The 11,860-nt window shown below is 63.5% G+C and carries 12 protein-coding genes; 8 read left to right on the forward strand and 4 right to left on the reverse strand.

All coding sequences use genetic code 11. From position 1 onward, the window contains the following. Positions 1–861, forward strand: coding sequence for an aldo/keto reductase (locus RCH11_RS01860; protein ID WP_327055279.1), 861 nt, complete (start codon positions 1–3; stop codon positions 859–861). A 40-nt stretch (positions 862–901) separates the two neighbouring features. After that, positions 902–1,645 (forward strand): dienelactone hydrolase family protein, encoded by a 744-nt coding sequence (locus RCH11_RS01865; protein ID WP_327055280.1) that lies wholly within the window; start codon positions 902–904, stop codon positions 1,643–1,645. On the opposite strand, the gene RCH11_RS01870 is transcribed toward RCH11_RS01865, so the two are convergent. Then, positions 1,642–3,429 carry a glycoside hydrolase family 15 protein gene (locus RCH11_RS01870; RefSeq protein WP_327055281.1) on the reverse strand — a complete coding sequence of 596 codons (1,788 nt, stop codon included), beginning with the start codon at positions 3,427–3,429 and terminating at the stop codon, positions 1,642–1,644. The two genes, RCH11_RS01865 and RCH11_RS01870, sit on opposite strands and share 4 nt — an antisense overlap. 31 nt (positions 3,430–3,460) lie before the next feature. Between RCH11_RS01870 and RCH11_RS01875 the strand changes: the two genes are divergently transcribed. Continuing rightward, positions 3,461–4,828, forward strand: a complete 1,368-nt coding sequence (locus tag RCH11_RS01875) for a glucose-6-phosphate dehydrogenase (protein WP_327055282.1) — start codon at positions 3,461–3,463, stop codon at positions 4,826–4,828. A 220-nt stretch (positions 4,829–5,048) separates the two neighbouring features. Here the strand turns inward: RCH11_RS01875 and RCH11_RS01880 are convergent, their stop codons facing one another. Beyond that, positions 5,049–6,086: an App1 family protein gene (locus RCH11_RS01880; RefSeq protein ID WP_327055283.1), complete on the reverse strand. Its 1,038-nt coding sequence runs from the start codon at positions 6,084–6,086 to the stop codon at positions 5,049–5,051. A 174-nt stretch (positions 6,087–6,260) separates the two neighbouring features. Here RCH11_RS01880 and RCH11_RS01885 point away from each other — a divergent pair, with 174 nt between their 5' ends. The 5 genes from RCH11_RS01885 (at position 6,261) to RCH11_RS01905 (ending at position 10,309) form a co-directional block, all read left to right on the forward strand. After that, a complete protein-coding gene (locus tag RCH11_RS01885) occupies positions 6,261–6,917 on the forward strand; it encodes a TetR/AcrR family transcriptional regulator (protein WP_327055284.1) in 657 nt (218 codons plus the stop codon). Between the two features lie 205 nt (positions 6,918–7,122). Further along, entirely contained in the window at positions 7,123–7,956 is an 834-nt protein-coding gene (locus tag RCH11_RS01890) for an ABC transporter ATP-binding protein (RefSeq protein WP_327055285.1), read from the forward strand. Next, positions 7,953–8,642: an ABC transporter permease gene (locus RCH11_RS01895; RefSeq protein WP_327055286.1), complete on the forward strand. Its 690-nt coding sequence runs from the start codon at positions 7,953–7,955 to the stop codon at positions 8,640–8,642. The genes RCH11_RS01890 and RCH11_RS01895 overlap by 4 nt, the downstream gene beginning before the upstream one ends. After that, a complete protein-coding gene (locus tag RCH11_RS01900; protein WP_327055287.1) occupies positions 8,639–9,355 on the forward strand; it encodes an ABC transporter permease in 717 nt (238 codons plus the stop codon). The genes RCH11_RS01895 and RCH11_RS01900 overlap by 4 nt, the downstream gene beginning before the upstream one ends. 27 nt (positions 9,356–9,382) lie before the next feature. After that, positions 9,383–10,309, forward strand: coding sequence for an ABC transporter substrate-binding protein (locus tag RCH11_RS01905; protein WP_327055288.1), 927 nt, complete (start codon positions 9,383–9,385; stop codon positions 10,307–10,309). Between the two features lie 32 nt (positions 10,310–10,341). On the opposite strand, the gene RCH11_RS01910 is transcribed toward RCH11_RS01905, so the two are convergent. Further along, positions 10,342–11,013, reverse strand: a complete 672-nt coding sequence (locus tag RCH11_RS01910) for a DedA family protein (RefSeq protein ID WP_327055289.1) — start codon at positions 11,011–11,013, stop codon at positions 10,342–10,344. 68 nt (positions 11,014–11,081) lie between these two features. Further along, entirely contained in the window at positions 11,082–11,858 is a 777-nt protein-coding gene (locus tag RCH11_RS01915) for an aminotransferase class IV (RefSeq protein WP_327055290.1), read from the reverse strand. Positions 11,859–11,860 lie beyond the last annotated feature (2 nt).

The following is an 11,860-nucleotide window of genomic DNA, read 5'->3' on the forward strand; positions in this document are numbered from 1 at the left end:
ATGACTACACAACTTGCATCGGCATCCGGAACATTTTCTCTCGGCGGCGACCTGACGGTTAACCGTCTCGGCTACGGGGTGATGCAGTTGCCCGGCGCTGGCGTGTGGGGCGAGTCTCCCGATCCGCAGAACGCGGTGCGGGTGCTCCGACGGGCTGTCGAGCTCGGCGTGACCCTGATCGATACGGCGGATGCTTACGGACCGGAGGTCGCGGACCTCCTGATCAAGGAAGCTCTGCACCCCTACGCCGACGACCTCGTGATCGCCACGAAGGTTGGCTTCACGCGGCAGGGCCCCAACGAGTGGATTCCGGTTGGTCGCCCCGAATACTTGCGCCAGCAGGTGGAATTGAGCCTTCGACACCTGGGGCTGGAACGCATCGACCTGCTGCAACTGCATCGCATCGACCCGAAGGTCGCGCTCGAGGACCAGCTCGGGGAACTCGTAGCACTTCAAACCGAGGGCAAGATCCGTCATTTGGGGCTCTCAGAGGTCACGGTCGAAGAACTCGTCGCGGCGCAGAAGCTCGCGACCATCGTGTCCGTACAAAACCTCTTCAACCTCGGTCACCGGGATGCCGAACCCCTGCTCGACTACGCGACCGCCAACGACATCGCCTTCATTCCGTGGTTCCCCCTCGCGACGGGAAGGCTCGCGCAGGCCGGAGGACCGCTCGACGGACTCGCGACAAAGCGCGGTGTATCGCCGTCCCAGCTGGCTCTTGCTTGGCTGCTCAAGCGTTCTCCGGTGCTGTTGCCGATCCCCGGTACGTCGAGCGTCGATCACCTTGCCGACAACGTGGCTGCAGCCGATCTTGAATTGACCGATGATGAATTCACTGAGTTGACGGCAGCAGTCTGATCTTTCCCGCCTGAAATCCTTCCACGCGCCAGGAGAACCAATGTCCACATCACGTGCTGCCCGAACCATCGACATCCCCGGCCTGGAGGGAGCGAGCGTGGGGCTCACCGGGGAATTCGTCTTGCCCGCTGGTGAGGGGCCCTGGCCGGGGGTAGTACTCGTGCACGAGGCGTTTGGCGTCAACGACGTGATGCGACGACAGGCAGAGCGCTTCGCCAGCGCCGGCTATATCGCCCTGATGCCTGATCTCTTCACCGAGGGCGGTGCCCGCAAATGTCTGAGCCAAACCTTCCGCGAACTCAACTCGGGCACGGGACGCTCTTTCGCCGACATCGAGTCGGCACGCCAGCTCCTCATCGCGCGCCAAGACTGCACGGGGGAGGTCGGCGTCATCGGCTTCTGCATGGGTGGCGGCTTCGCGCTTGCCGCGGCGAGCCTCGGCTTCGGTGTGGCCTCGGCCAACTACGGACGGCTTCCCAAGGAGATCGACCGGGCGCTCGCCGGAGCGTGCCCCATTGTCGGCAGCTATGGCGGATCAGACAGCTCCCTCAAGGGGGCCGCGAAGAAACTGGACGACTCCCTCACGCGACTCGGAATCGACCACGACGTCAAGGAGTACCCCGACGCGGGACATTCCTTTCTCAACGATGCCGAGAGCGGGCCACCGGCACTGCGATTCCTCATGAAGCGGATCCTGGACGCTGGTCCGAACCCCGAAGCTGCCACTGATGCCTGGCACCGTATCGACGCGTTTTTTGCCGAGCACCTCGCTACGAAGGTCTAGGCGGCTGGCCGCGTCATCGCCGCTGCGATGGCGTCTGCCGCCCGCACGAGCGCGAGGTGGGACAGGGCCTGCGGGGTATTACCCACCTGCCGTGATTCGGCCACGTCGTACTCCTCGCTCAGTAGACCGAGGTCGTTGCAGAAACTCACGAGTCGATCCATGAGGGTTCGAGCGTCGGCCACCCGTCCGCTTCTGGCATATTGCTCGACGAGCCAGAACGAACAGGCGAGGAACGGATGCTCGCCGGCGGGGAGCCCGTCCACCCCCGATTCTGTTCGATAACGCATCAGGAGACCGTCGTGGAGGAGCTCCTCCTCGATGGCGGCGACCGTTCCGAGCATCCGAGAATCGTCGGCGGCGACGTAGCCGATCTGCGAGAGCAGCAGCAGCGAGGCATCCACCCCGGTGCTGCCGTAGTACTGGGTGTAGGTGTTGCGAGAGTGATCGAATCCGCGCGACTCAATCTCTAGACGCACCTCATCGCGCAGCCGAGTCCACACCTCGACCGGCCCGTCGAGACCGAAGTCGGTGACCGCCCGTATCGCGCAGTCAAAGGCCGCCCAGATCATAGCTCGAGACGAGACGAAGTCCCGCTGGGGCCCGCGAATCTCCCAGATACCGTTGTCGGGTCGGCGCCAGTTTTCCTCCACATAGGTCATCAGGGCACGCTGAAGGGGCCAGGAGAACTCGTCTTCGGCGACTCCGAGCTCTCGCGCCGACTGGAGGGCGATCATGACCTCACCGAAGATGTCACCCTGGTACTGACGCCAGGCATCATTGCCGACCCGCACCGGCAATGCACCGTCATACCCGGGCAGGCTCGCTACCTCCCGTTCGGTGAGGCGACGCTCACCAGAGAGGCCGTACATAATTTGCACATCGCCCGGGTCGCCCGCCACCGCGCGCAACAGCCAGCCGCGCCACGAGTTCGCCTCATCGCGGAAACCGTGCCTGATCAACACGTTCAGGGTGAGCGACGCGTCGCGCAGCCACACGTAGCGGTAGTCCCAGTTGCGGTGTCCGCCGAACTCTTCCGGAAGGCTCGTCGTGGCCGCTGCGACAATGCCCCCGGTATCTTCGTGCGTGAGGGCGCGTAACACCAGCAGCGAGCGGTGCACCTCGTCATGGTAGATCGGCGCGGCGATACAGTGCGAGGCCCAGTCTTTCCACCAGGCGGTGGTCTCGGCGAGACGGTCATCCACCACGATGGGGGTGGGCGGTTGCCGATGAGACGGGTACCAGGTCATCGAGGCATCCACCGTCTGCCCGGCGGCTACCGTGAACTCGGCGACGTGCGTGTGGTCGGATGCGCGCAGTTCCAGCCCGCGGGTGATCACGGCGTCAGGACCGGCGACGGCGACCAGCGCAGGACCGTGCTCGTCGGGCGCTTGGCGCATCCAGGGAAGGGCCTCTGCGTAACCGAAACGGAAGCGCAGGTCCATCATCATCGGCACACTGCCCCGGATGCCCGTTATCCGTCGGATCACGTCGGCCCGTCGATCACCATGGGGCATGAAGTCAGTGACCTCGACCTCGCCGTCGGCCGTGATCCAGCGGGTCACGAGGATGAAGGTATCTTCTTCATACCGTCTGGTCGTCGACAGGACCGCCGTGGCGGGAGCCAGCAGCCAGCGGCCGTGGTCTTTCGTGCCGAGCAGCGCACCGAAGGTCGAGGCGGAGTCGAACCGGGGAAAGCAGAGCCAGTCGATGCTGCCGTCGCACCCGACGAGTGCCGCAGTGTGACAGTCTCCGATCAGGGCGTAGTCCTCAATGCGCAGAGCCATGCCCACATTGTTGCAGAGGTAGCCTATGGACATGGTTGACCACATCGGAACTCTCGTCATCCTCGGAGCGGGAGGCGATCTCACCAGGCGTCTACTGCTCCCGGGTCTCGGCCAGCTCCTTGGCAGCTCGCGAGGGTACGACCTGCGACTGATCGGGGTTGGATTCGACCCGATGACGGAGACCGAGTGGCACTCTCGTGTCGTCGAGTCGTTCGCCGCTGGTGGCGTTTCGAGTACGCGCGCGACGACAGTGGCGAAGAATTCGATCTACGTCCAGGCCGACGTGACCAGCCCAGCCGACCTCACCCGCATCCTCGCCGCCGCTGTCGGCACGCCCGCGCTCTATTTCGCGCTGCCGCCGCACGTAACGATTGCCGCTATTGCGGCCCTCGAGAAGGTGGGACTGCCGAAGGGAACGGTCCTCGGACTCGAGAAGCCGTTCGGCACAGACCTGCGCAGCGCCCAGGCGCTCAATCGGCAGCTGGCGAAGCTCGTTCCGGAGAAGCACATCCACCGGGTCGATCACTTCCTCGGCAAGTCCACGGTGCTCAACCTGCTCGGTCTGCGTTTCGCCAACCGCATCTTCGAACAGGTGTGGAGTGCCGAACACATCGAACGGGTCGACATCGTCTTCGATGAGACTCTCGGGCTCGAGGGCCGAGCCGGGTATTACGACAAGGCGGGCGCGCTCGTAGACATGATCCAGAGCCACCTGCTGCTCGTGATGGCGCTCGCCACGATGGAGCCGCCGTCGAGTCTCGATCCCGACGACCTGCGCGGGTCGATGGCACAGGTGCTGCGCGCCACGCACGCTTGGAAGCGCGACGCCATTTCCGCCGGTCGACGCGCACGCTATAGCGCCGGCACGATCGACGGCCGCAAGCTCCCGGCATACGTGAAGGAAGCGGGGGTGCACCCGGAGCTCGACACCGAGACGCTCGCCGAGGTGATCGTCGGCATTGAGAACTGGCGCTGGGCCGGAGTTCCGTTCCGATTGCGTTCGGGTAAGGCGATCGCCGAGAAACGCCAGCAGATCGTCGTGACTTTCAAGGATGTGCCGCATCGGCCCTACGGCTTCACCGGTAAGCCCGGCCCGGCGAAGCTCACGATGTCATTGACGCCGGACAGCATCAAGCTCGACCTAAACATCAATGGCGAGGGCGACCCTTTCAGCCTCGATCGGGTGAGTCTCGACGTGGAGTTCGCACAGGGGGAGCTCGGTCCGTATGGAGAAGTACTTCACGGCATCCTCTCCGACGACACGACGCTGTCGGTGCGCGCGGACGCGGTAGAGGAGTGTTGGCGAATCGTGGCGCCCATCCTCGCGGCTTGGCGAAAGAGCACCGTTCCGATTGATTCCTACCGTGCAGGTTCGGCAGGGCCGACAGCCTGGCACTAGGTTACCGAGCGGGCGGTTCCAGACGATCGGCTGGGGAACCGAGTGACCGAGGGCACCGAGGAGCGAGGCGATCAATGGATCAGGCCGGCGGACTAGCGCGTAGTCGACCGCGATCTGGGAGTAGTTCGCGTCGCGGGCCGATCCGTCCGTTACTCTTGCATGATTCAGGCCTGCGGGGGAAGCCTGCCGAGGGTCACCGGAGATTCAGGATCGGCCTCTCTCAGAACAGGCCGGCGTCAGCTAACCGTTCGGCGAGGCCCGCTCCGTCCGGGGCGTACACCCAGGGCGCCGACCGGCTCGAGTGCGCTTCGGATTTGCTCCGTCCCCCGGCGAGCACTGCTTCGCTATTCGAGAGCTGTCGGATCGCCACGCCCTCCACAGCCTGAGGATGATCCGCCGCGAACTGGCCGTAGATTTCCTCGTCGTGCTGCCCGTCGTCACCGACCAGTAGCCAGCGCATCTCGGGGAACTCCCTCGAGAGCCGCTTCAATGTATCCACCTTGTGGTTGCGACCACTGCGAAACCAACGATCGTGGGTGGGCCCCCAGTCCGTCAACAGCAGTGGACCAGACGGATACAGATTGCGGGAGAGGAACCGTGTCAGTGTCGGTGCCACGTTCCAGGCCCCGGTTGAGAGGTAGAAGACAGGCATGCCAGGATGCGCTCGCGTCAGCCGTTCGTACAACACCGCCATGCCGGGGACTGGTCGCCGCGCGTGTTCGTCGAGCACGAAGGTGTTCCACGCCGCGAGGAAGGGTCGGGGCAGCGCAGTGACCATCACAGTGTCGTCAACATCGGAGATGATCCCGACAGAGACCGAAGGATCGACGATGAAGATCGGTGCATCCACGCTCTCCGTCTCGTCGGTTCGGATGGTGATCGTGTGCCAGCCGGGCGCGAGGTCGACTTCGAGAACCGTGTCGACCACGCCGCCGCGATCTGCGACAACGCGCTGTTCGACCTTCTCGATCTCGATCGTCACTGCAATGTCGCTCACGGGCACGCTCGTGAAACTGCGCCATCCGCGGATTTTCTTATAGCGCGGATCGTTGCCGGGGGTCGGCTTCGTGAGCAGTACCCGGCAGAGCACGCGCGCCCAGCCAGGAGCGCCGTACCCGGCATAGGGGATTACGGTGGGTATATGTCCACGACGGCGGGCATGCTTTTCTCGGAAATCATGCATGGCATCTTCGGCACGCGCCGCGAGGTGGAGGAGCGGCTCTGCTCCTTCTACTGACGCTTTCCGGGTACTGGCCATAGGACAAGTCTTCCATGTTTGAGTGCACGGCTTCCCGTCCACAGAACGGTCGGAGCAGTTCACACACTCGGCATTTCTGGCAAGTCGCTCAATACTTGAATTAATCGCAAAAACTTCGCGCCCCCGTCTCGGGGGCGCGATAGTATTCGGACTGACATAAATCGAGGAGTTGCATTGTCTGATCAGAATCTCACGGACCTTGCCTCGGACGGCATCGCGTTGTTGCGCAATGAGCCCGTCCAGGCACGCAGTACAGCGCGGCTCGCGAGCCTCCTCGATGCAGCGGCGGCGATCATCGACGAAATTGGTTACGAGCGCCTGACCACTGCAATGGTGGCCGAACGGGCAGGTGCCTCTATCGGCACTGTCTATCGCTACTTCCCCGACCGCATCGTCGTGCTTCAGAGCCTCAGTGCTCGCTCGCTTGGGGAATTCGTAGAGGGCACGCGAGCGACGGTGCTCGACTCGGTTCATGCCACCTGGTTGGATGCACTCGAGGCCTGCATCGTCGCGATGACCACTGCCTTCCGTTCCCTACCGGGATTCCGCTCGCTTCGCCTTGGTGACGTGCTCGATGTGCGCCCCACGCTGACCGCGCAGTCCGGAAGCACCGTGGTTGCCGCGGCTGCCGCCACGGCGATCTCGGAGCGATTCGGCCTTCCGATAGAAGAGCTGGCCCACCGTCTCGAGGTGGTCATTGTTGTCTCCGACTCCCTGCTCTCGCGCGCATTCACGTATGACTCGAACGGAGACTCGAAGCTCATCGACGAGGCGATGATGATCTCGAGAGCCTACCTGACGGGCTTCTATGGAGATCCCCGCAGCTCCTAAGCGACCTGCAGGCCTCTTCGGCGTGGATTTTTGAACGTACGTTCGCGCTCCGCGTCATCGGCTCATCCGCTAAGCGCTCACCGCTCGCACTGTCAGCAATTCGTAATCTCCAACAGCCAAAAACGTCTGTTGCCGAGAATAGTGTTGACAGCGAACAGTCCGGCAAGTGTCGATTCGTGTGAACCACGAGGAATGAGCCGCCCCCATGATCGAGTTCCGTGGCGTGACAAAACAGTTCCCTGACGGAACTCTCGCGGTCAAAGATTTCAGTCTCGTGCTTCCCTCCCGCAAGACCACGGTGCTCGTCGGGTCTTCGGGATCGGGAAAGACCACTCTTCTCCGCATGATCAACCGGATGGTCGATCCGTCCTCCGGCTACATCGAAATCGATGGCGAAGTCACCTCCCATCTGGAGCCGGTGGCTCTGCGCCGCCGCATCGGTTACGTCATGCAGAACTCCGGTCTCCTGCCGCATCTCAAGGTGATCGACAACGTCGCTACCGTGCCCATTCTCAACCGCGTGCCGAAGAAACAGGCGAGAGAGGATGCGCTGCGCCTGTTGGACACGGTCGGTCTCGATCGTGCGCTGGCTGACAAATATCCGAGCCAACTCTCCGGCGGACAGCAGCAGCGTGTCGGCGTCGCGCGGGGTCTCGCTGCCGACCCGAACATCCTCCTCATGGACGAGCCGTTCGGAGCGGTCGACCCGATCGTGCGCGCGGAGCTGCAGACCGAGCTCATTCGTCTGCAGCGCGAACTCGATAAGACAGTGGTATTCGTGACCCACGACATCGACGAGGCATTCCTCCTCGGCGACCAGGTGGTCATCCTCGAGAAGGGCGGTCGCATCGCGCAGGTCGGCTCTCCCGCCGAGATCCTTGCGGCTCCGGCCAACGAGTTTGTCGCGACATTCATCGGGGCAGACAAGGGCAAGCGGGCATTGAGCATTCGAAACACGCCGACCGGCGACATTCTCGTGGATAGCGAGGGCCGCCCCGCTGGAGTGCTGGTCGGCGAGACTGACGTGGTGGCGCGGTGACCTGGCTGCTCAACAACGGCGAATTGATTGGCCAGTTGGTGGTGGCTCACCTACTGATTTCCCTCCCACCAATCATCCTGAGTTTCGTGATTTCGGTGCCAGTCGGCTGGGTGGCGAATCGGTATCGCTGGAGCCGCGGCACGCTGCTCACGGTGCTCGGTCTGCTCTATGCCATTCCATCGCTTCCGCTGTTCATCATCCTCCCGCTGGTACTGGGAACTGGGCTGCGCGATTCGATCAATCTGGTCGTCGCGCTGACCCTCTATGGGATCGCCCTGATGGTGCGTACCACCGCCGACGGTCTCGCCTCGGTCGATCCGGGCATCCGCCAGTCCGCCACCGCGGTGGGATTCTCGGAGAGGTCGCAGTTCTTCCGGGTGGATCTTCCTCTAGCCGGGCCTGTGCTCCTCGCGGGAATCCGGGTCGTCGCCGTGAGCACCATCAGCCTCACGACGGTGGGGGCGGTGATCGGGGTAGACAGTCTGGGGGCACTCTTCACCGACGGATTCCAGCGGGGTATCGCCGCGGAGATCCTCACGGGAATCGTGCTCACCATCATCATCGCACTCAGCGTCGATGGGCTCCTCGTGCTCCTCGGTCGGGTTCTCATGCCGTGGGTCGCGGTCAATTCTGGTCGCGTCGCTCGGCGCGAGCTTCGACGGGCGCGCGGGCCGGTGACCGCGTGAATCTCTTCGTGGAGGGCATCCTCTGGGTTCTGAACCCGGCTCACTACGGGGGAGTCGACGGGATCGACACCCGTATGGGGCAGCATCTGCTCATCAGTCTCGGTGTGCTGGTCGTCGCGTCGATCATCGCAATTCCTCTCGGCTATGTCATCGGCCACACCGGCCGGGGGCGTTCGCTGGCGATCGGGGCGTCCGGAGCAATCCGCGCGCTTCCGACTCTCGGGCTACTGATCATCATCGCCCTCATCGTGAATGTCGGACTGCTCGCCCCCTTCATCGCCCTCGTGGTGCTGGCCATCCCGTCGATCCTTGCCGGGGCGTACTCGGGCTTCGAAGCGGTGGACCGGCGGGCCATCGACGCGGCTCGTGCCGTGGGAATGCGGGAGTTTCAAATCGTCGGTCGGGTCGAGATACCCCTGGGTCTTCCCCTGCTCATCGGGGGGTTGCGAACCGCATCGCTCCAGGTGATCGCCACGGCCACGCTTGCAGATTATGTCGGAGGAGGCGGGCTTGGGCACTTCATCTTTACCGGAGTGAAGACCAACGACTATCCCCAGATGCTGGCCGGATCGATCATCGTGATCCTCCTCGCCATCCTCTCAGAAGTGCTGTTCAGCAGCGTTCAACGGCTCGTCATCCCCGCGGGTGTCACCGCCGGACGACCTCAAGATGTCCGTGTGAAGTCACCCCGATCTCGCACGGCCCTGGGTTAATTCCCCTCACAGTAAGGAAGCAGTCACATGTTCACAGCAAAAAAAGGCCGGCTGGTCGCACTTGGCGCAGTCGTGGTTGGGGCAGCAATAGCCCTTTCAGGGTGTGCGTCGAGTAACCCCATTTCCGGGGGCTCGGGTTCGGCAGCGAAAACGACTCTCGTGGTCGGATCGCAGGACTATTACTCCAACGAGATAGTCGCCGAGATCTATGCACAGGCACTCGAGAACGGCGGATTCTCCATCGATCGCCAGTTCAAGATCGGCCAGCGCGAGGTGTACCTACCCGAGCTCAAATCGGGAAAGATCGACGTCTTCCCCGAGTACATCGGCAGCCTCGACCAGGCGCTCAACAAGACGGCTGCAGGCGGTTCGCCGGACGCTGTGGCGAAAGACCTTGCGTCCGTGCTGCCGACCGGCCTGCGAGTACTCGACAAGGCGAAGGCCGCCGACCAGAATTCCTGGACCGTGACCGAGGCCTTCGCCAAGAAGTACAACCTCACCGACATTGCCTCGCTCAAGAAGGTGACCGAGCCGATTCTGGTTGGCGGTAATTCCGAGCTCGCCACCCGTCCGTACGGCCCGGATGCACTCAAGGCGAAATACGGGGTCACCACTGCCGGTCTCACTGCCATCGAAGACAGCGGCGGACCATTGACGGTGAAGGCGCTGCTCGACAACAAGATCCAGCTCGCCAACATCTATACCGCGAGTCCGCTCATCAAGACGGACAACCTGGTGGTGCTGAGGGATCCCGATAACCTCTTCTTCCCGGACAACGTGGCGCCGATCGTCTCGAAGAAGGTCACGTCGAAGGCGGCGGACATCCTCAATAAGGTGAACGCTAAGCTCTCGCGGTCTGATCTCGTAAGCCTTAATTCCGAGAGCGTGACCAACCAGAAGTCTGCAGCGGTCATCGCCAAGGCCTGGCTCAGCAAGAGCGGCCTGCTCAAGTAGTACCGATCGACGGAGAGTAGGGGGTGCCCGGGCTAGGGCTCGGGCACCTCATCTGTTCGGGGGTTATCCCTGTGCATGTGGCCAGCCTCAGCGCGGGTGACGGCCTTCTTCACCAGCAATACGATCGCGAGGAACACCCCGATGATTCCGACGAAGAAATAGCCTGCGGAATGCAGCTGGGTTGACAGTTCTCGATACGATCCTGCGGCCAGCCAGCCGACCGAGACGTAGGCGGCGGCCCAGAGGACGCAGGCCGGCGCGGTCCAGCTCAGGAACTTGCGGTATCTCATGGTGCTCATCCCCACGGTGAGCGGAATGAGCGCGTGCATCACCGGAAGAAACCGCGACACGAACACCGCGATGCCCCCGCGCCGGTCGAGATAGGTCTCCGCTCGAAGCCAGTTGCGTTCGCCGAGTCGCTGCCCCACCTTCGAGGCCTGGATGCGCGGACCGAAGAATCGCCCGAGCGCAAAGCCGATGCTCTCCCCGGTGAGCGACCCGATGATCACGGTCACTAAGAGTGCGACGTACTGTGGCAAGTCGGCGATTCCCGTTGCCGATACGAGCACGATCGTGTCACCGGGCACGACAAGACCCACGAGGATCGAGGTCTCGAGGACCATCCCGATGCCCGCGATCAGCACGCGCAGCACGGGATCCACATGGCGGACCGTGTCGAGAATCCAGGTGAGGGTGTCGTTCACGCTCGTGAGCTTAGCCAGCCGACATGCTAACTTCTCCCCACTATCTTCTCCCCGCTATCCTCTCTTCGCTACGGGAGGGGCTGTCGCAGTCGATCGAGGCGCGAGCGCCAAGTAGCGAGACGGCCAGGCAGCTCGGCCGGGGCCGGTCCATCGACCCAGGCGGTGACGATGCGGATGCCGTGCAGGGCGCTGAGAGCCCAGATCTCGCAGCTCTCGAGCTCGGCCGGAACAATCGACTCGTAGAAGACCTCGATGCCGAGAGCGGTCGCGAGGGCGATCACCGACCGGGCTGTCACGCTGGATACCCGCTCGAGGTCGAGCGAGGGCGCGCAGAGCGCATCGCCCCGCCACCAGAGGATCGCGCTGTAGGCGCCCTCGACGACGAATCCGTGGGGAGAGATGATCACCGCCTCGTCGGCGCCGGCCGCCTTGGCCTCCGTGCGGATGCGCAACAATGCCGCCGTGTCCGGTCCCTTAGTGCGGGGCGATGTCCTCGGATCGGCGTCGCGGTGGCTTGCGAGTCGAACCGATCGCGAGAGCGCCGGTGCGGCGCGCAGGCGGAACACCGCGAGTGCAGTGCCGCCTCGCAACTGCACTTCGACCCGGGGGAACCAGTTGCCGGTGCGGGGGATCGCGGCGATCGACGCGTTCCAGAACCGGTCGAGGTCGTCGATGAGCGCGCCCGCAGCATCGAAGAAGCGCTGGCGATGAAGGTCGAGTGCGAGCGTGGAGCCATCGGTGACCAGCCAGGAGTCCGCTGCGACAATTGACGGGTCGGTCAGGTCGCGGTAATCGAGCAGGTGCAATTCGCCCTGGTGCCAACGGTGGATCGACGACTCACTCATAG

It is taken from the genome of Glaciihabitans sp. GrIS 2.15, from assembly GCF_035984695.1.
Taxonomy (GTDB): domain Bacteria; phylum Actinomycetota; class Actinomycetes; order Actinomycetales; family Microbacteriaceae; genus Lacisediminihabitans.